This window comes from Flavobacterium lacustre (assembly GCF_027474525.2).
GTDB classification, from domain to species: domain Bacteria; phylum Bacteroidota; class Bacteroidia; order Flavobacteriales; family Flavobacteriaceae; genus Flavobacterium; species Flavobacterium lacustre.
Window position 1 is genome coordinate 1553434 of sequence record NZ_CP114882.2, and the last position, 20797, is coordinate 1574230.

Genomic DNA, 20797 nt, shown 5'->3' on the forward strand with positions numbered 1-20797 from the left:
GTTGTATCATATTTTGTCGTTTACCAAATCGATTGTCAATCATGGGATTGACTATTTTTTATGCCAATTCTAATTTTGGAATTTCAATTTTCGTTAACTCCATTTTATAATTATCAAGTTGTTTTTTAATTTCTTTCACTCCATTTTCAAAATAATGTGCATCTGAAAACAAGTTTTCATAATATGAAATACCGTCTAACATATTATTTTTAAACGCTTGCAATTTTTTTATTTGAGGTGAAGTGATTTCAGATGCGGCTTCTTTTATTTCGTTTTTGAAATAATCCATATACATTTTCAGTTCTTTCACAAATAGATTCGGACGATCTGTAACTCTTAATACAGAAGCATTTCCGTAGATGTGTTGCACCATTTTAGCGAGTGAAACTTCTTGGTCAAAATAAGCCATATTGGGCCCAGGACAAATGACAACACCTTGTGCCTGTCCTTTTATTTTAATATCATTTTCTAAATACGAAGCATTTGCTAAGCCTACACAAAGACAAGATTTTTCGGTAATGCTGTCTTTAGTTTTAGCATAGTTTTCGGCAGTTACAGTGTCTTTTTTGTCTTCTAATTCTTGAAGTTTACTGTCTTGGTATTTTTTCGAAGCGGTACAAATTGCATTTCCATCGGCATCTTTGTTTAAGGCTAGGAATTTTTTTGGACAAGAACTTCCGGCTTTACTATCTTGAATTCTTTTTTGTTTGAACATTTCGTTCGTAGTTCCTCTCAAAGTATTGAACGGAATTCCTAAAGGTGAAATGTGACTCAAATACAAATCGTTTTCTTTGGCGTTCATCAATAATTTTCGAGTTGCTTTGTCTACCGAAGTAGCTTCTGGAACTAACAAAAATGGAGAGCCCCAACCCACTGAATCTACATTATATTGGTCTAATAAAAAATCATGCTCTTCGGCAGTTCCTACGCCACCTTGAACGGTTATTTTTAAATCCAATTGAGTTTCGGGAATGTGTAATTCTTTTTGTCCAAGCGCTTTAACCATCAAATCATGGGCAGATTGAATCAATTGGTCTTTCTTTTGTTTGAATTCTTCCAAAATTGGACCTAATAAAAATCCATCGGTTGCAAAAGCATGTCCGCCACAATTTAATCCGGATTCGATTCTATATTCTGAAACCCAAAGTCCTTTTTTGGCTAAAAAATTACCTTGAATCATTGCAGAACGAAAATCGCTTACTTTCAATGTAATTTTCTTTTTCAAGTTGTTATTTGCATCCGGAAAAAAGACTGGGAAATTTTCAAAATAGCTGTACAATCTAGGATTCATTCCCGCCGAAAGGACTACGGAAGATTCTAATGTACTATTGGCAAAACCACGTAATGCAGCATGTGCATCATTAAAAGCAACTGGTAATTGCTCGTCTTTTATAAAATTATCCTTATCGAGTTTCGTCATGATATTCACGTCGATATCGCCGGAGGAAAGGTTGTTTTCTAAATAGCTTTTGATATTTTCTTTAAAAGCAATTCCGTCTTCCATCAAATTTTGCAATCCTTTTTTAATTTCGGATTTGTTAGGCAACATGGCGATGTAACTTTCTAATGCCAATTTGCTTTCAGCCAATTCGATTTTGAAATTTTCGAATTTATCTTTTACTATTTTGTCGACCAAATTCAAGTAAGAAGTAATACGTTCTGCACGATAATCATGCATTTTTTGAGTTATTTCTTGGTAAGGAATATCGAATTTTTGATGATAAAAAGTATTCATTTTTTCTATCAATTCATCATCTGCAATAGAAATCACAGAAGATATACCATATTGTGCGACACGAATCGGACTATCTATTGTATAAGCCAATCCCATAACCGGAATATGAAAAGTATGTAATGGTTTTGTTGTTGTCATGTAAATGAAATCGTTTTAATATGATGCAAAGATTATAAAAAGCATTCATTTATAAACTGATAAATATCATATGGGATTTTTTTTTACTGTTGACATAGAAATAATCAATATTTTGAATCTGATTATAGTATTGCAATAGCTGCAGGAAAATGATATTACTGTAAAAATTTCTTAATTATTTTATTTAAACTAATACCCGTCTGGATTAGTAATAATTTCATTCGCTTTGATTTTAATTTGATACAAGTCTTCGGGTTTCATTTTTTTTAGTAAATTAAGCATCATTGCCATTCGTTGATTTCCTTTGAAATAATCCTTTTTTTCGTCGAGAAAATTCCAGTATAACGAGTTGAACGGACAGGCATTGTCGCCAATTTTTTCTTTTACATTGTAGGAACATTTGAGGCAATAGTTGCTCATTTTGTTGATGTAACTCCCGGAGGAAATATAGGGTTTGGTAGCGATGATTCCGCCATCAGCATATTGAGACATGCCTCGTGTATTGGGCATTTCAACCCATTCTATCGCATCGATGTAAACGCCAAGATACCATGCGTCAACTTCGTTTGGGTGAATTTGGGTTAGTAAAGTAAAGTTGCCAATGACCATCAGTCGTTGTATGTGATGTGCATATGCTTGGTTTAAACTTTGATCTATAGCATGTTTGACACAATTCATTTTGGTGTTACCATTCCAGAAAAAATCCGGTAATTTATTATAGTTTTCTAAGACATTCATTTGTGCGTAATGAGGCATTTCTTTCCAGTAAATTCCTCTGATGTATTCGCGCCAGCCTAAAATTTGGCGGACAAAGCCTTCTACTTGTGAAATCGAAATTTTTGCCTCGTTATTGTGATAACAGGCGATGACGGTTTCGATTACTTCTTTTGGCGACAGCATTTTGCTGTTTAGGGCGAAGGATAAGCGGGAGTGAAAAAGGAATTTTTCCTCCGTATGCATGGCATCTTCATAATCGCCAAAATGAGGTAACAAATGGGTACAGAAATATTCTAGAACGGCTAAACATTCGGTTCTTGAAGTAGGCCAATTAAAACATTCTTCCTTTATATTTCCTATAGTTTGTATTCCTGCGTGTTTAATTTCGAGCAGAATTTCCGTTACATTTGTATTAAAATTTTTCTCTTTAGGTACGGGAATTTCACCTTTGTATTTTTTGCGATTGTCGTGGTCAAAATTCCATTGATTGCCTTCCGGGGTTGACCCATTCATGAGCAAATGGTGTTTTTTGCGCATATTGCGATAGAAATTTTCCATCAACAATAATTTCTTTCCTTTATAAAAAGTGGCAAGTTCATCACATGTTGTATAGAAATGTTCCGAGTCGAATGCTTCGGTTGGTATTTTTAGATTTGAAGCAATTGTTTTGAGTTGTAAATCAAGTCGGTATTCATCAGGAAGTTGATATTCAAATTTTTCGATTTGTTGTTTTTCGAGGCAAACTGTAATGATTTTTTCCAGATTTTGCGGATTGTTTTCATCTGTAATTTGATAATAAATGACTTGATGTCCTTTTGATTTCAAGGTCATTGAAAAGTTTCGCATTGATAAAAAAAAGGCCACTACTTTCTGGATATGATGTTTTGTATAGGTAGCCTCTTGAAGCATTTCTGCTAGTACATACACAACATTTTCATCAACTTCATTGAACCAAGAGTGATTTGAGTTAAGCTGATCGCCAAGTATTAATCGTAATTTTTTCATTTTTTTTAGAAAAAAGATTTCGTTGGAACTTCTTTTCGGGCATATTGAAAACGGTCTACTAATTTGGGTAAACAATACCCATCAAGTCCGTTCAATGCCACAACATTTCCTTTGTCAATTTGCAACCAACCGTCTTTATGTTCTAAATCTTCGTTGAAGAATAAATGTTCTATTGACGCTATAATATGAATTGTATCATTTTCCTTGATGTAATATTCATTTATATACTTGCAATACAATTGAACCGGACTTCCTTTTACGAAAGGAATTTGAATGTTGTTTTTATATTCTTCCTCCAGATTGGTTTTGTCAAATTCAGAAATTCCAAGTTCATAATTTGCAGAGGTGTGATGTGCATCGGCAATCATATCAACAGTAATGTGATTCACGGTGAAAAAACCAGTTTCTCTTATGTTTTTGTAGGTATCTCGCGGAACGGTTGTTGGTCGCATTATAAATCCAATCAGCGCAGGATTGCTTCCTAAATGGGTTATGCTACTAAAAATAGCGACATTAGATTTTCCGTCGATAGATTTTGTTGCGAGTAAATTAGCGGATTTATATCCTGTACAAGAATTGATTAAATTCAGACGTTCAATTTTTTCCATTTGGGAAATATCGTCTCTTGAAATGTGTTTCATGTTATTTAAATTTAAAACAAATATACTTTTTGTTTAATAAAATATGTTATTTATTAAACAAAATAAATGTATTTTTAAATCCTTTTAAATTTTAGGTTGTAATCCATTAGAAAACAAATAGTTTAAAATAACTACTAAATCCTATATATTTGTTAATCAAAACGTATTCAAAATGAAAAAAATGAAAAAAGTACTTCTCGGTTTACTTGCTGTTGTTGTTCTCCTTGTGTTGGGGTTATGCATTTATGGTTTTTATTTGAAACCCAAATACGAAGGCGAAGTACAATTGAAAAATATTGAGAAAGAAACAACCGTTTATTTTGATGAGTTTGGTGTGCCACACATTTACGCTGATAATTCAAAGGATGCTATGGAAGCTTTGGGTTACGTACATGCGCAAGATCGATTGTGGCAAATGGAGTTGATGCGTCGTATAGCACCCGGACGATTATCAGAAATTTTTGGTTCGGTTGCCTTGAAAAACGACACCTTTTTTGCAGGATTAGGAATCGAAGAAGCTTCGGCTGTAGCAATTGCAGCTTTGGATAAAAAAAGTCCAAGTTACCAATTGACTTTGGCTTATCTTGACGGAATAAACCAATATATCGAAGAAGGAAAAACGCCTGTTGAGTTTCAGTTAATTGGTGTGAAGAAAGAAAAATTTACCTTAAAAGATGTCTATAATATTTTTGGATATATGTCTTTTAGTTTTGCCATGGCGCAGAAATCAGATCCGTTATTAACAGATATTCGGAATAAATACGGAATCGATTATCTCAAGGATTTTGGTATTGATGGTTCTTTTAACACAACTCGAATTAAAAATGCCAAAGAAAAACCACAGGAATACAGTGCCATCGCAAAATCGATTGCTTCACTTTTAGAACAATCGCCAATTCCACCTTTTATAGGAAGTAACAGTTGGGTAATTGCGCCCGAAAAAACGAAAAATGGAAAAGTGATTTTTGCCAATGATCCACATATTGGATTTTCGCAACCGGGAACTTGGTATGAAGCACATTTGGTAACGCCGGATTTTGAATTGTATGGCTGTTATTTGGCGGGAACTCCATTTCCTTTGTTAGGACATAACAGGGATTATGCGTATGGTTTGACGATGTTCGAAAATGATGATATTGATTTGTATCAGGAGGAAAACGATGCAAAAGATGCTAAAAAATACAAAACACCAACAGGTTTCAAAGATTACGAAATCAGAAAAAAAATTATAAAAGTAAAAGATACTTCGGATGTGATTTTGAATCTAAAAGTGAGTCGACATGGTCCAATTGTAAATGATTTGATAGATGGTTTAAATAAGAATCAACCGGTGGCTTTGTCTTGGATTTATACGCAACAGCCCATACAGATTTTGGACGCTGTTTATATTCTTTCACATGCAAAAAATAAAGATGAATTTCATAAAGGAGTCGCGCTCATTGCTGCACCCGGATTGAATGTAATGTATGGCGATGCCAAAGGAAATGTGGCTTGGTGGGCAACGGGTAAATTGTATAAGCACAATGAAGGTGTAAATACCAACTTTATTTTGAATGGTGCCAACGGACATGATGATATTACAGAATATTTGGATTTCTCCAAAAATCCTTCGGCAGTAAATCCAGATTGGAAATATGTGTATTCGGCAAATAATCAGCCGGAACCAATAGACGGATTTTTGTATCCTGGATATTATCTTCCAGAAGACAGAGCCAGAAGAATTATGCAATTATTAGATCCAAAATCCAATTGGGATAAAGAAGCGGTGAGTAAAATGATGTTCGATAATACTTCGGCAGTTGCTCCAGAGGTGGTTCAAGAATTGATTTCAACTGTAGATTACAACGCTCTTTCTAAGAATGAAAAAGAAGCGATTACTATTTTGAAAGCTTGGAAAGGTTCTAATAATCTGGAAGATGTTGCGCCAACGATTTACAACAAATGGATTTATTTGTACTTAAAAAATACTTTTGAAGACGAATTAGGTTCGGCTAATTTTAAGCAGTTTTTAGGAACTCATATTATGAAGCAAATAATTGCAAAACAAATGGCAAATGAAAATTCACTTTGGTGGGATAATATAGCTACCAAAGGAAAGAAAGAAACCAGAAGTCAAGTGCTGTCGAAATCTTTCAAAGAATCTATTTTAGCTTTAGATAAACAGTTGGGTAATTCCGTTTCAGGTTGGACTTGGAATAAAGTCCACACTTTAGAACATCAGCATCCTTTGGGGAAAGTGGCCGCTTTAAGACCTTATTTTAATGTTGGCCCATTTGCTGTTTCGGGATCAACGGAAGTGATTAATAATTTGTTTTTTGATTTTACCGAAGATGGAAAATATGTGGTTAAAGGCGGTCCTTCGACTCGAAGAATCATTGACTTTTCGGATGTTGAAAACAGTTGGAGTATTTTGCCAACAGGACAATCAGGAAATCCGCTTAGTTCACATTATAATGATCAAGCGGAACTTTATAATGCTGGAAAATTCAGAAAGATGAAAATGAATAAAGAAGAAATTATAAAAACGTCAACAAAATTGGTTTTTATTCCACATTAATCTGTCCACAGAAAGCTGTTGATTTTAAAAAGACAACCACAAAAGATTTTAATTTGTGGTTGTCTTTTTTTACTTTTTAAAAATAAAGTAAACCGCTAAAACCAAAAATAGTAACCCAACAGCGTGATTCCATCTAAAGGTCTCATTTTTAAAAAAGAGTAAGGAGAAAACAACAAAAATGACCAAGGTGATTACTTCCTGAATTACTTTGAGCTGCATTAATGAGAATGGACCACCGTTTCCTTCAAAACCAATTCGGTTAGCGGGTACCTGAAAGCAATATTCAAATAAAGCCAATCCCCAACTAATTAGGATTATGCTGATTAATCCGGCGTTTTCAAACCATTTCAATTCTTTGAATTTAAGATGACCATACCATGCCAATGTCATAAAAAGGTTTGATAAGACTAAAAGTCCAATAGTAGCGTAAGTTTTCATTTTATTTTTTAAGCATTTTTGATAAAATACCAAATGCACCTCGAATAAAAGAGGCGCTGGTAACAACTTTTAAAACTGATTTTGTGACAACACTAGCGGTACTTGGTTCGCTGTTTTCCTGCTTTTGGTCTTGCGTTTCAGAAACTTGCTCTTGAGCAACAGCAATTTTTTTGATGAGCATTTCATAAGCACTTTCACGATCAATAACCTCGCTATATTTTTTTACAAGTTTCGATTTTGAATTAATTTCCTGAATTTCACTTTCAGTCAAAATGTCCATTCGGCTCATCGGTGCACGCATCATTGTGGCTACCAGAGGTGTTGGAATTCCTTTTTCGTTCAAAGCCGTAACTAATGCTTCTCCGATACCAAGACTGGTAAGCACTTCGTCCGTTTTATAATACTCTGATGTTGGGTAATTATCAGCCGTTTGTTTGATAGCTTTTCTGTCATTAGCGGTAAAAGCTCTCAAAGCATGTTGAATTTTTAATCCTAATTGCGCCAAAACGCCGCTGGGAATGTCCATTGGATTTTGAGTAATAAAATAAATACCAATTCCTTTGGAACGAATTAATTTTACAATAGTTTCAATTTGTTCCAATAATGCCTTACTGGCTTCGTTAAAAATCAAATGGGCTTCGTCTATGAAAATGACTAATTCCGGTTGGTCAGAATCTCCTTTTTCTGGCATTTGTTGGTATATTTCGGCCAAAAGACTCAACATAAATGTCGAGAATAATTTGGGTTTGTCCTGAATATCAGTAAGGCGAATGATATTAATATATCCTTTTCCGTTTTCATCAATGCGCATTAAATCATCAATCTCAAAAGACTTTTCGCCAAAAAATAAGTCGGCACCTTGTTGTTCTAGTTCGATTATTTTTCTTAAAATTGTTCCCGTCGTTGCAGTAGAGATTTTTCCGTAACTAGCGGTGATTTCGTCTTTTCCTTCTTCGGTAATATAATTGATGACTTTTTTAATGTCTTTTATATCTAATAAAGGAATTGTGTTGTCATCGCAGTATTTAAAAATTACTGAAATCACTCCGGCTTGAGTATCATTTAAATCTAAAATCCGAGAGAAAAGAACTGGTCCAAATTCGGATATAGTCGCTCGTAGACGTACGCCGTTTTGCTCTGATAAAGTCAGTAACTCAACTGGAAAACCGGAAACGTGATATGGAATGTTTATTTTTGCGTGGCGTTCCGTGATAAAAGATTTTTCTTCTCCTTCTTTTGCAATTCCACTAAAATCACCTTTAATATCCATCATCAAAACAGGAATTCCAAACGAAGATAATTGTTCAGAAAGCACCTGAATAGTTTTTGTTTTTCCGGTTCCTGTGGCTCCGGCAATTAACCCATGGCGGTTTAATGTTTTTAAAGGTATTTTTACAGGAACATCTGCAATTGCCTCGCCATCAAGAATTGCTCCGCCAAGAATAATGCTTTCTCCCTTAGAAAGGTACCCATTTGTAATGTCTTCAATAAATGTTGTTTTTGTGCTCATAGTAATTTGAATTTAAAGACGCTGCAAGATATTATTCTTATCTTGAAAGTGATGGTTTATTATAATAACCGTAAAATTGAACCTTATTTATTGTTAATAGTTAAAATATTTATCTCTTTAGTTTTACCCCTTTTTATTGAGGGATTATTCTAATAATCATCCAAATCGTGTTTTATTGGTATTAAAAAATTAATTTACTTGAGTTTTTTCAAATAAATCCCGTCAAATAAATCCCGACTCATTTTTCTTTGAATAAAATTAACTATAATTAAATTAAAAAAAGTTTTTTTATTTGAACTAAAAATATAAATTTGCTCTACTACAAGTTTATTTAAACATAAAATAAAATTATTTAAAACTATTAAAATTAAAAAAAAATGGCAAACGTTAAAAAAGAAAGCAGTTCAAACGGAGGAGGAATGATTTCAGGAATCATCATTGTAGCATGTATTACAGTTGGATGGATAATATGGAATTTCATCATGGGTGCAGGGTCAAATTTTGAAGGCGGAGTAAATACAGGTCATCCACTACCAGGAAACTATTTGGCAATGGTATACAAAGGAGGTCCAATTGTACCGATATTATTAGGATGTTTATTGATGGTAATTGTTTTTTCTTTCGAAAGATATTTTGTTATCTCTAAAGCTTCAGGAAAAGGAAGTTTAGATGTTTTTATGAAAAAAGTACAAGTAAGCATCAATGGTGGTAACATCGACGAAGCTATCGCTGCTTGTGACAAACAACAAGGTTCAGTTGCAAATGCAATTAAATCTGCTTTGGTAAAATACCAAGATGTGAAAAAAGAAGGTTTTGATAGCGAAGTAGCTTCAGAAATGATTCACAAAGAAATCGAAGAGGCAACTTCATTAGAAATGCCAATGTTAGAAAAACACATGACTATTCTTTCTACATTAGTTTCTTTAGGAACTCTTGCAGGATTATTAGGAACAGTAACAGGGATGATTAAAGCGTTTGGTGCATTAGCATCTTCAGGTACTCCAGATCAGGCTATGCTTGCAAACGGTATCTCAGAAGCACTTATCAACACTGCAACAGGAATTTCTACTTCTGCTTTAGCAATTGTTATGTACAACCTGTTTACTTCAAAAATTGATACTTTAACTTACTCTATCGACGAAGCAGGTACAGCAATTGTAAATACTTACAGAAAATACAGAGGAAGTTTAAAATAATTAATAATAGTTTATTAAATGATATCGCTTTTTAGAGAAGTGTACTCATTGATAAATATTAAAAAAAAACAATAAATGGCTAAAATAAAAATGTCCAAAAAGGCAGCGTCTATTGATATGACTGCCATGTGTGATGTAGCTTTTCTATTGCTTACTTTCTTTATTTTAACTGCAACAGCTAAAGTACCTGAAGCATTGCCGGTAGATACACCGCAATCTACAAATAGTGCAAAATTACCAACATCAGATTTGGCGATTATCACTATTGGTAAAGGGAAAGGGGTAGTATTTTATGATCTAAAAGGGAGAGAAGTTCGTAAAAGAGCTCTTGAATTGATGGGGCAAAAATATGGAGTTACTTTTACAGAAGATGAGTCTGCTAAATTTGCTTTAATGGATGATTTCGGTGTTCCTTTAGAGAACCTGAAAAGTATCATTGCAATGAAAGCTGCTGACAGAAGTAAAGCAGATCAGCCGGGTATACCAAAAGATTCTTTAAATAATCAATTGGCAGAATGGATTCAGAATTCTCGTATAGCAAATATTGAGCTTAACGATAAAGAGTTACAATTTGCTATCAAAGGGGATGCTAAAGAGCAGTATCCTGCGATTAAGAAAGTGATGGATGTCTTGCAGAATCAAAAAATCAATAATTTTAATTTAGTTACGGGTTTACGATCTAAGAATTTTTAATTAAAAAATATACACTAAAATGGCTGAATTAAATACCGGCGACGGTGGTGGTGGCAAAGGTGGAAAAGTAAGAAGTAAAAAGCAAAATTCAAAAGTAGATTTAACTGCTATGGTGGATTTGGCATTCTTATTGATTACATTCTTTATGCTTACGACAACGTTGTCTAAACCTCAATCCATGGATTTGGCTTTGCCAGATAAAGAAACTGATAAAGATCCTACTAAAAAAGATGTTAAAGTTGATGAGAATCGTACAATGACAATTTTAATGGGTGAAAACAATAAATTAGTTCGTTACGTAGGGATTTTAGCGACTCCTGTTGCAGGAGGAGCTCCTAAAGATTTTGCTTATGGTAAAGAAGGAATTCGTAAAGAATTAATTGCTAGAAAGAAATTAGTTCTTGCTTATTCTACTGCAAAAGGAAAACCAAAAAATGGAATCATTGTGATTATCAAACCAGGTAAAAAATCCAACTATCGTAACCTTGTTGATGTGTTAGATGAGATGGCTATTGTAGGAGTTGATACTTATGCAATCGTTAATGAAATTTCTCCAGAAGAACAAAAATTGTTAGAAGGAAAATAAGAGCAATCTTATGACTCAATAACCTAATAATTATTAAAAATGAAATTAGATATATATAAAAAGCAGTGGCTTGATATCGTATTTGAAGGTCGTAACAAACTTTACGGAGCTTATGAGTTACGAAAATCAAATCCAAAAACGATGTGGAGATCACTTGTGATAGGATCTTTAATTTTTGCTCTTACTGTAAGTGCACCAATGATTGCTAATTTACTTCCGGATGCATCAGCTGATGATGAAGCTTTGAACGTAAAATTAACTGCAATCAAATTGCCACCTAAGAAAGAAAAACCAAAAGAAAATCTTCCACCACCTCCACCACCTCCACCAAAAGTAGATCAAGTGAAATTTGTGAAGCCAGTAGTGGCAAAAGCAGAGGAAGTTACAGAAGAACCGCCTAAAATCACCGAGATTAAAGACAAGAAAATTGGTAGTGAAACAATAAAAGGTGATCCAGATGCTGAATTAACTGTTGAACCTGTTGGTACAGGTACAGCAGCGGTTGTAGAAGAAGTTGATAACACGATTTATAATACTGCTGGTATTGAAGTGAAACCTGAATTTCCAGGTGGAATGGAAAAATTCTATTCTTATGTAGGTAAGAATTATCAAGCTCCCGAAGAAGAAGGTTTAAAAGGTAAAGTTTACGTGACTTTCGTTGTTGAAAAAGACGGATCTTTGACAGATATTAAAGTAATCAGAGATATAGGTTACGGAACAGGAAAAGAGGCTATACGCGTTTTAAACAAATGTCCTAGATGGAATCCAGGAGAGCAAAATGGTAAAAAAGTTAGGGTACTTTACTCTCTGCCTATTACTATTCAATCTGCAGAATAATGATTAAAAACTTAATTGATAGTTTTCAGAAGAAATCGCTTAAAGGGCGATTTCTTCTCGTTATAGGAATTTTGTTTTTTCTCATTTATTTAGTTTTAGGTTTATTTATTATCTTTATGAAGAATTTCCCAATTCAAATGCAATATGGGTATAGAATAGCTTTTGGTGTTGTTCTTATTGTGTATGCATTTTTTAGGTTTGTGCGAATTATTAACGATAATAATGATTAGACTATGAAAAATTATGCAAAATTCTCGTATTTTATTGCCGTATTAGTGGTTGTTATGTTTTTTGCTTGCAACCAGTCAAGTAATTCAAAAGACAATAAAGAAACTATACTTAAAGGAACTACAACTGTTTTAGTTGATGAAACATTAAAGCCAATAATCGAAGATCAAATTGAAGTGTTTGAGAGTAGGTATGTTGGGACCACAATTAACTTGGATGCTAAATCTGAGAATGAAGTTATTCGGGCACTTGTTAAGGATACAGCGAGTATAGCTATTTTATCAAGAACATTGACCAGTGACGAAATGAACGTTTTTGCAAATAAAAAAATTACCCCAAAAGTAACCAAATTTGCTACAGATGCCGTCGCTTTCATATCCAGTAAAAATACTAATGATACTTTAGTTGCGTTAAATGATATAGTTGCTTTCATGCAAGGCAAACCTGTAACGGCTATCAAAGGGTTGGTTTTTGATAATCCAAATTCAAGCACAGTTAGGTATATGAATGCATTAGCTGGAATTAAATCAATTCCTAAAACAGGCGTTTTTTCATTTAAAACTAATGATGAAGTTATTAAGTTTGTTTCCCAAAATGAAGGTATGATTGGAATAGTTGGCGTTAATTGGTTGTCACAACCTACACCAGCGATGAAAGAGGTTGTTGATAAAGTGAATATATTGAGTGTAAAAGGGAAGTTAGATTCAAACTATTATTCTCCTACTCAAAATAATATTGCAGAAGGAAAATATGCTTTGGCACGCGATTTGTATATTATCAATTGTCAGGGGTATTCTGGTTTAGGAATGGGGTTCGCTTCTTTCGTAGCAGGAGACATCGGTCAGAGAATTGTTTTGAAATCAGGATTGTTGCCTGTTAGAATTCCTCCAAGAAAGCTTAATATCAGAAAAGAAATCAACAATGATAAAAAATAAATTAATTATATTAAAGATGAATAAATTTAAAATTTTTGGAATAGCTCTTATGGCTGCGGTATCCGTTGGTCATGCTCAAGATATAAACCAAGCAAAAAAGGCAATTGATGCCGAACAATTTGAAAAGGCAAAATCGATATTAAAATCTATTATTCAAGCAAAACCATCTAATGGAACAGCTTCGTTTATTTTAGGGAATGTATACCTTACACAAAGTGTTGAGGATTCAGCCAAGATTTATTTTAATAATGGATTGAGCGCTACTGAAGGAGCTAAACTAAATTATATTGGTTTAGGTCAAATGGATTTGGACAAAAATGATGTTACAGCTGCTCAAGCTAAATTTCTTTTGGCAACAAAAGATATGAGAAAAAAAGATTTTGAAGAGTATGTATATGTGGCAAGAGCATACATGAATGCTGCAAAACCGGATTATAAAAGCGCAATTGCTATTTTGAACCGTGCTGTTGTTAATAATTCTCAAGATGCTCAAGTTCAGTTAGCATTAGGAGATGCTTATTATGGTGATAGTAAGCAAAATGAGGCTTATGTTGCTTATAGAAATGCTTTTCAAGCAGATAATACTTTGCTAAGAGCCAAAATGCAATTAGGTGTTTTGTTGAAAGGAGCAAAATCTTATGATGAAGCTTTGAAAGCCTATAATGAAGTAATTGCAATAAATCCAAACTACGGTCCAGTTTATAGAGAACTTGCAGAAACGTATTATAAAATTGCTAGAAATAAACCATCAAAAGCTCCTGAGAATTTAAAAACTGCTATTGGTTATTACGAAAAATACATGACTCTTACCGATTATTCTATTCACTCTAGAATGCGTCGTGCAGATTTTCTTATCCTTGTAAAGGATTATGCCGCTCTTGAAGTTGAAGCAAATAAGATGATTGAGTTAGATAAAGTTAACCCTAGAATCTTTCGTTATTTAGGATATGCTGCTTATGAAAACGGAAATGTTGATGTAGCTATTAAATCATTGGAAAGTTTTACATCTACGCCTACAAATAAAATAATTGCTAAAGATTTTTTATATTTAGGATTATCTAAAATTAAAAAAGGAACTAGTGCTGACGGTTTGACAATAGATCCAGCTGCTTTTGAAACAGGATTTGCTGATATCAAAAAAGCTATAGAAATGGAACCTTTGGCAGTTGAGGATTTAAACGAAATTGGTAAAAAATTATTTAGTCAGAAACTTTATAAAGAAGCTTCTCTTGTATTTGAACTTGGAGCTAATAATCAAGAATCTAAAAATTATTTAGATGATAATGTTTATTACGGTTTAGCGCTTTATTATGCTAATAACAAGAAAGATGCAGTTTTAGATCCTATCGCTTTACAGAAAGCAGATGACGCTTTTGCTAAAGTTTTGGTAGCATCTCCAACGTATCATGAAGCATATCTTTTTAGAGCCAGAGTTAATAGACTGCTTGAAAAAGATGATTTAATGACTGGTTTTTACCAAGAGTATGTTGCTAAAGTTACTGAAAAAGGTGCTGAAGAATTAGCAAAACCTGCTGTGAAAACTAAGTTTATCGAATCTTATAATAATATCGCAGCCAGTTATGCAAATACTGATAAAGCTAAAGCTATTGAGTATTTCAATAAAACTTTATTGTTAGATCCAACAAATGCTTATGCTACTGCTTCTTTGAAAACATTGAAGTAATTCAACTCTAATTTTATAAAAAAAACCGATAGTTTTATTAACTATCGGTTTTTTTGTTTTTACAAGATTCGTGTGATGGTTTGATTGAAAGTAATTATGTTTATTGATAGCCAATAAGCATTTTCTAATTAACTATCTTTGCGCTTTAAATTAAAAAAATGTTATCAAAAGAAATACAATTAGAAGTCAACAAAGGAGCGATGCTTCCATTAATGGAAGAGTTTTATACGATTCAAGGGGAAGGCTTTCATACGGGAACTGCTGCTTATTTTATAAGAATTGGAGGTTGTGATGTAGGTTGTCATTGGTGTGATGTAAAGGAAAGTTGGAATGCTGAATTGCATCCTCCAACGAGTATTGATTTAATTGTTGCTAATGCAAATAAATATGCGGATACAGTTGTGGTTACAGGTGGAGAACCTTTGACTTGGAACATGACATTATTAACACAGCGGTTAAAGGAGCAAAATTTGAAAGTTCACATAGAAACTTCCGGCGCTTATCCGCTTACTGGATCTTGGGATTGGATTTGTCTTTCGCCAAAGAAAAATAAATTACCTACTCAAACCGTTTATGATAATGCTCATGAGTTAAAAGTTATTATCTATAATAAACACGATTTTATTTTTGCCGAGGAACAAGCCGAACAAGTAAATAAAAACGCTATTTTATTTCTTCAGCCAGAATGGAGTAAAAAAGAAGAAATGACACCACTTATCGTTGATTATGTGATGAATAATCCCAAATGGCGAGTGTCGTTGCAAACACATAAATATTTAAATATCCCTTAAAAAATTAAAATCCCAAATAATATTATTTGGGATTTTTTTTTAAATAAGATAATGAATACTAATTTATAGCCAATTTTTTCTTTTTTTTAATTCGGTTATATGTGCTAAATGATGGTTTCCGTGCCAGGCATAAGTTCCTATAATTTCCTTTAGTTGAAATTCTGCATTATGTTCTGGATGAATAAAAGATTTGTTTAAATCAGTTTCGCTTAAACTTTTCATCAAATAAGCCAATCGGAAATGGAGTCCTTCTAGGAAAGATAGAGTTGGTTGAATCGGCATAGTCAGGTTATCATGTAATTCTGCCCAGCGATCTTCATAATAAAATTTTATTATTGGTTTTTCTTCAGTTAATGTCCATTTTATTCTCATGAAACAATTCATGTGACTGTCTGCACAATGTTGGATCACTTGGCGAATGGTCCAGCCTTCATTGCGATATGGTGTGTCAAGCTGTTCTTCTGATAAATGCAGAACTTCTTTTTTTAATCGCTCGGGAAAACTGCTTATTTCTACTATTTTTTCTTCTAGATAGCTCTTCGAATAACAATCTGGCGCTATAAATTTTCCAATAGGATATTGTAATTTTTCTAATACAGCGTTTTCCATTTTCTAAATGATTTAATTTATTTTTTAGATTGAAAGTTTAGCAAGATAATCGTAATGTTCGCCTTCAAGAATCATTTCACAATGCAGTCCATTGGCGAAAGCTGCATTTTGTAATGTATTATAGTCTAGATATAGCCAAGGAAATTCCTCTTCTTTCTGGTTTTTGTACCGCAGAGTAAAAGTCAATTCACCATAATAACCATCTCCGGGAATCCATTTACCTCCATCTTCATCGTCATCAAACATATATAAAATATCGGATGAGTCTATAAGAATTTGACCATTTGGATTTAGTAAATTTTTTAATTTTTGCAAGAATTTTGCAGTTTGTTTGAGTGTGCCAAAAATACCTGTTCCATTCATCAATAATAAAATGGTGTCATATTTTTCATTTTCTAATACCATTATATCTTGCACTTTTGCATTTTTCAAACCACGAAGAGTGCAAGTCTGAATTGCGTTTGGTGAAATATCAATTGATGTAACCTCCAGATTTCGATCGTTTTGTAACGTCAAACTATGGCTTCCGGCACCACATCCTACATCTAGAACCCTGCCTTTAGAAAGTTGCAAGGCTTTTTGTTCGATTAAAGGCATTTCGGCATAGGAGCGAAATAGGTAAGCTACTGACATTTCATCTTCATCAGAAATAGAGGTTTCAGTAATTAAATCTTCGGGAGAATTATTAGTTTGATAATCGAGTATGGCTTTTCCAAAAAGGTCTTTCATTGTTTTTTGTTTAATGTTTAGAGTTTAAAGGTTACTTTTGTGGTTCAACTTTAAACTTTAAACTTGAAACCACCTTTAAACGAATTAGGAAAACTAGCCAAAGATAAGCATATCGAAAACAAAAAGTATTTTGATAAGCTGAAAAAGAAGACGCCAAAGAATATTGATTATGTTATGCAGGAATTGCATGATACTGAATTTAAAAAAACAGATTGTTTACAATGTGCTAATTGTTGTAAAACTACAGGGCCGTTATTTACTTCAGCAGATATTGAGCGAATTTCAAAACATTTGCGTCAAAAACCACAGCAGTTTATTGAACAGTATCTTCGTATTGATGAAGATAAAGATTATGTATTGCAGAACGTTCCCTGTACATTTCTTGATAATGATAATACATGTTTTATTTATGATGTGCGTCCAAAAGCATGTAGAGAATTTCCCCATACCGATAGGAAAAAGTTTCAGCAAATAGCAGACATCACTTTAAAAAACATTCCAATTTGTCCCGCGGCGTATAATATTGTAGAAGAAATGAAGAAGAAAATGCCTTTTTAGAAATTTAAAAATGTATCGCTTCTTGTTTTTTTAGCTCATTGGGATAAATCAAGTATTTAGCTCTAGTGGTTTTAAACTCTTCTAAATTGGTTCTCCAACCTTTTCTTATTTTTCTTTCGGAGATGCCTTCCTCAATTTGCTCTTGTAGTTTTTTGGTACCTGCCAGTTTTGTAAAGAATGGATTAAAGAATTTAGTTTTATCTTCTGTATTTTCATAGGCTTTTATTAGCCACTTTAATTCTAATTTATGCACTTTTGAATGTGTAGATAAATCTTCTCCAAAACATTCAATGCCGTTGTAAACAGGATTTTTGGCTCCTGAATTAGGTTTTGGAGTGAAACTAAAATCGCTTTTTGGTAAGTAAGGAGAACCGTATATCTGGAATTGTTTTTCTGTTCCGCGTCCAACGCTCACATTTGTTCCTTCAAAAAAGCATAAACTAGCATATAAATTTATGGCTTGATCGTTAGGTAAATTTGGAGAAGGCTTTACAGGTAATATGTAAGACATTTTTCTGTTGTAATAAAGGCAAGGAATAACGGTGAGCTTACATTCAATGCTGTCTTTTAACCATTTTTCGCCGTTTATCATTTGTGCATATTCGCCTATTGTCATGCCATGTAAAACCGGAATTGGATGCATTCCTACAAAACTGCTGTATTCTTTCTCTAATAATGGTCCGTCTACAATATTTCCATTAGGATTTGGTCTGTCAAGAATTATAAGCGGAATATTGTTTTCGGCGCAAGCCTCCATTACATAATGTAAAGAAGATATATAGGTATAAAATCGGGCGCCAACATCTTGAATGTCAAAAATCATAAGGTCAATTCCTGATAATTGCTCACTTTTTGGTTTTTTGTTGTCGCCGTATAGTGAAATGATTGGCAAGCCAGTTTTATAATCTTTACCATCAATTACAAGTTCGCCTGCATCAGCTGTACCACGAAAACCGTGTTCGGGAGCAAATATTTTTTCGACAGCTATATTTTTTTCTATTAGAAAATCGATCAGGTGTTTTTGTTCTTTTTTACCCCAAATGCCATTTAACTTCTCTTGGATTAAAATAATTCCGGTTTGATTGGTTACAACTCCAATTTTTTTTTCCTTTAATAAAGGTAAATATGCTTCATAGTTATCTGCGCCAGTTTTACTCGAATGGGTATAATTAGCCTCACTCATTAATAATTCTTCTTCTGAATATAAAGCGCTGACTGCTACTGAATCGTGAATTGATTCGTTGGTAGTTCCTTTTTTTCTGTTCAAAGCGCTAGTACAAGAGACTAAAATTATCAGTAGAAATAAAAAAAGCAGTAATTTTTTTAAAATTGGAAACATATATAAGATTAATAAAATTAATGTCAATTAGTGTAATTCGTGTTTTAGCTGTATTTTTGACACAAGCGAATCAAATCCAAAAATTAGAAACCTATCAATTTGAATTTAGAATATTTTATTGCTAAACGACTCATAACTGCTAAAGATTATAAAAGTAGTATATCTTCACCAATTATAAAAATTGCGATTTCGGCAATAGCCATCGGAATGGTAATGATGATTGTTTCGGTTGCAACAGGAATTGGTTTGCAACAGAAAATCCGTGAAAAAGTTTCTGCTTTCAATGGACATATTATTATCTCTAATTATGATAACAATCAATCCGAAGTTACTTTGGCTCCAGTTTCTAAAAACCAAGATTTTTATCCAAAGTTCACATCAGTTTCTGGAATAAGCCATGTTCAAGCTATAGCCAGTAAAGCGGGCATCATAAGAACTGAAACGGCTTTTGAAGGAATAATTTTCAAAGGTGTAGGTAAAGATTATCAGTGGGATAATATAAAAGAATATTTGGTTTCGGGTAAATTGCCTAATTTGAATAACGAAGTCAATCAAGAAGTATTGATTTCTCAGTTTCTTGCCGATAGGCTTAACTTAAAAGTAGGAGATGCATTCAATACTTTTTTTATTAAAGAAAATCAAAATCAACTGCCCAATATACGAAGATTCAAAATCACGGGCATCTTTAACTCAGGATTTCAAGAATTTGATGCAACCTATATAATAGGAGACATTCGTCATATTCAACGAATCAATAAATGGACTTCGAACCAAATTGGAGCTTTTGAAGTTTTCGTGTCTGATTTTGATGAGATAAAAAGTAAGGGAGAAGAGGTATACGAACAAACAGCTTCCACATTAGATAGTAAGACAATAATTGAGAAATACAGTTATATCTTTGAGTGGCTTCAATTATTTGATTTTAATATTATCGTTATTTTAGTTGTCATGATACTCGTCGCGACCATCAACATGGTAGTTGCGTTGTTAGTTCTTATTCTTGAACGAACTCAAATGATAGGAATTTTAAAAGCTTTAGGCGCTAATAATTGGTCAGTCAGAAAAATATTTCTTTATAATGCTTTTTATCTTATAGTGAGAGGATTGGTTTGGGGCAATAGTATCGGTGTTTTATTATTGTTAGTTCAGGAGCATTTTGGGATTATCAAACTCAATCCCGAAAATTATTATGTAAATCAAGCTCCAGTATATCTTAACCTCGGTTATATATTAGTGTTAAATTTACTGACCATCACAGTTTGTTTCTTAGTGTTGTTAATTCCTTCCTATATAATAACCAAAATTTCTCCAGTAAAAGCTATTCGGTATGATTAGATTTTTCTAGGAGCTATTTCCTGCTATCCGTTACAATCTTATGTGCCGAACGCCGGCACATAAGGATTTTCACTTCTATCGGGGCTAGGGTATTTGTTTTTATTAAGAATCTCCTTTTATAAAAAACGCCTTTTCTTATATATAGAATAACTTTTTCAGAATATAAATCCTTCAATCACGACCTAATTAGACGTTTTTAAATCAAACACAATCACCAAAACAGGCAAAAACTGATCAAATTGTCAAAAATACCTATGTCTAATTCATAAAATGGCAAAAAAGACATTCTGTAAATATCAAAAAGTCAGTGAATTAAAAAATACAATAGAAAAAAGGATTAAAAATGTTTGTAAAAGCGGATAAAGGTGTTACTTTTGCACCCGCAACAGCGCATAGGTTCATTAATAAGTTGACAAGTAAAAGGAATAAAACTAGAAGATTTATTTTCTAAAAAAGATTCAAAAAAGCTTGTAGAATTAGAAAAGAGGTTGTAGTTTTGCACCCCGCAAACGGGCTAAGTTCATTGAGAGACTGAT

18 protein-coding genes are annotated in these 20797 nt (G+C 33.2%); 10 read left to right on the top strand and 8 right to left on the bottom strand.

Annotated features, from left to right (window positions below; translation table 11 throughout):
- Window positions 1–58 precede the first annotated feature (58 nt).
- The 3 genes from O6P34_RS06865 to O6P34_RS06875 all read right to left on the bottom strand — a co-directional run bounded on the left by O6P34_RS06865 (window position 59) and on the right by O6P34_RS06875 (window position 4236).
- On the bottom strand, window positions 59–1873 hold the full coding sequence (locus O6P34_RS06865; protein WP_269686585.1) for a hypothetical protein: 1815 nt from the start codon (window positions 1871–1873) through the stop codon (window positions 59–61).
- 189 nt (window positions 1874–2062) lie between these two features.
- On the bottom strand, window positions 2063–3595 hold the full coding sequence (locus O6P34_RS06870) for a cryptochrome/photolyase family protein (RefSeq protein WP_269686586.1): 1533 nt from the start codon (window positions 3593–3595) through the stop codon (window positions 2063–2065).
- A 5-nt stretch (window positions 3596–3600) separates the two neighbouring features.
- Entirely contained in the window at window positions 3601–4236 is a 636-nt protein-coding gene (locus O6P34_RS06875; RefSeq protein WP_269686587.1) for a flavin reductase family protein, read from the bottom strand.
- Window positions 4237–4408: 172 nt separating this feature from the next.
- On the opposite strand from O6P34_RS06875, the gene O6P34_RS06880 reads away from it, so the two are divergent.
- Window positions 4409–6793 (top strand): penicillin acylase family protein, encoded by a 2385-nt coding sequence (locus tag O6P34_RS06880; protein WP_269686588.1) that lies wholly within the window; start codon window positions 4409–4411, stop codon window positions 6791–6793.
- Window positions 6794–6862: 69 nt separating this feature from the next.
- Here O6P34_RS06880 and O6P34_RS06885 read toward each other — a convergent pair whose 3' ends face one another.
- Both O6P34_RS06885 and O6P34_RS06890 read right to left on the bottom strand, forming a co-directional pair.
- The gene (locus tag O6P34_RS06885) at window positions 6863–7231 is read right to left on the bottom strand and encodes a DMT family protein (protein ID WP_269686589.1); all 369 of its coding nucleotides are present in this window, start codon (window positions 7229–7231) and stop codon (window positions 6863–6865) included.
- A gap of 1 nt (window position 7232) precedes the next feature.
- Window positions 7233–8741 (bottom strand): helicase HerA-like domain-containing protein, encoded by a 1509-nt coding sequence (locus tag O6P34_RS06890; protein ID WP_269686590.1) that lies wholly within the window; start codon window positions 8739–8741, stop codon window positions 7233–7235.
- A gap of 377 nt (window positions 8742–9118) precedes the next feature.
- Here O6P34_RS06890 and O6P34_RS06895 point away from each other — a divergent pair, with 377 nt between their 5' ends.
- From O6P34_RS06895 to O6P34_RS06930, 7 genes are all read left to right on the top strand, one after another.
- Window positions 9119–9937 carry a MotA/TolQ/ExbB proton channel family protein gene (locus tag O6P34_RS06895; RefSeq protein WP_269686591.1) on the top strand — a complete coding sequence of 273 codons (819 nt, stop codon included), beginning with the start codon at window positions 9119–9121 and terminating at the stop codon, window positions 9935–9937.
- A 75-nt stretch (window positions 9938–10012) separates the two neighbouring features.
- The gene (locus O6P34_RS06900) at window positions 10013–10630 is read left to right on the top strand and encodes an ExbD/TolR family protein (protein ID WP_269686592.1); all 618 of its coding nucleotides are present in this window, start codon (window positions 10013–10015) and stop codon (window positions 10628–10630) included.
- A gap of 19 nt (window positions 10631–10649) precedes the next feature.
- Entirely contained in the window at window positions 10650–11216 is a 567-nt protein-coding gene (locus O6P34_RS06905; protein WP_269686593.1) for an ExbD/TolR family protein, read from the top strand.
- Between the two features lie 39 nt (window positions 11217–11255).
- On the top strand, window positions 11256–12053 hold the full coding sequence (locus O6P34_RS06910) for an energy transducer TonB (RefSeq protein ID WP_269686594.1): 798 nt from the start codon (window positions 11256–11258) through the stop codon (window positions 12051–12053).
- Window positions 12054–12286: 233 nt separating this feature from the next.
- Complete coding sequence (locus O6P34_RS06920; RefSeq protein WP_269686596.1) at window positions 12287–13216, top strand: PstS family phosphate ABC transporter substrate-binding protein; 930 nt, start codon at window positions 12287–12289, stop codon at window positions 13214–13216.
- Window positions 13217–13232: 16 nt separating this feature from the next.
- The gene (locus O6P34_RS06925; RefSeq protein WP_269686739.1) at window positions 13233–14900 is read left to right on the top strand and encodes a tetratricopeptide repeat protein; all 1668 of its coding nucleotides are present in this window, start codon (window positions 13233–13235) and stop codon (window positions 14898–14900) included.
- Between the two features lie 158 nt (window positions 14901–15058).
- Window positions 15059–15691 (top strand): 7-carboxy-7-deazaguanine synthase QueE, encoded by a 633-nt coding sequence (locus O6P34_RS06930; protein WP_269686597.1) that lies wholly within the window; start codon window positions 15059–15061, stop codon window positions 15689–15691.
- Window positions 15692–15754: 63 nt separating this feature from the next.
- Here O6P34_RS06930 and O6P34_RS06935 read toward each other — a convergent pair whose 3' ends face one another.
- Together O6P34_RS06935 and O6P34_RS06940 are read right to left on the bottom strand one after the other, a co-directional pair.
- A complete protein-coding gene (locus O6P34_RS06935) occupies window positions 15755–16300 on the bottom strand; it encodes a YfiT family bacillithiol transferase (protein WP_269686598.1) in 546 nt (181 codons plus the stop codon).
- A gap of 24 nt (window positions 16301–16324) precedes the next feature.
- The gene (locus O6P34_RS06940) at window positions 16325–17029 is read right to left on the bottom strand and encodes a class I SAM-dependent methyltransferase (RefSeq protein WP_269686599.1); all 705 of its coding nucleotides are present in this window, start codon (window positions 17027–17029) and stop codon (window positions 16325–16327) included.
- Between the two features lie 63 nt (window positions 17030–17092).
- Between O6P34_RS06940 and O6P34_RS06945 the strand changes: the two genes are divergently transcribed.
- Window positions 17093–17587, top strand: a complete 495-nt coding sequence (locus O6P34_RS06945; RefSeq protein ID WP_269686600.1) for a YkgJ family cysteine cluster protein — start codon at window positions 17093–17095, stop codon at window positions 17585–17587.
- Window positions 17588–17591: 4 nt separating this feature from the next.
- On the opposite strand, the gene O6P34_RS06950 is transcribed toward O6P34_RS06945, so the two are convergent.
- Window positions 17592–18926: an exo-beta-N-acetylmuramidase NamZ family protein gene (locus tag O6P34_RS06950; protein WP_432419586.1), complete on the bottom strand. Its 1335-nt coding sequence runs from the start codon at window positions 18924–18926 to the stop codon at window positions 17592–17594.
- A gap of 99 nt (window positions 18927–19025) precedes the next feature.
- Here O6P34_RS06950 and O6P34_RS06955 point away from each other — a divergent pair, with 99 nt between their 5' ends.
- Window positions 19026–20261: an ABC transporter permease gene (locus tag O6P34_RS06955; protein WP_269686601.1), complete on the top strand. Its 1236-nt coding sequence runs from the start codon at window positions 19026–19028 to the stop codon at window positions 20259–20261.
- Window positions 20262–20797: the final 536 nt, after the last annotated feature.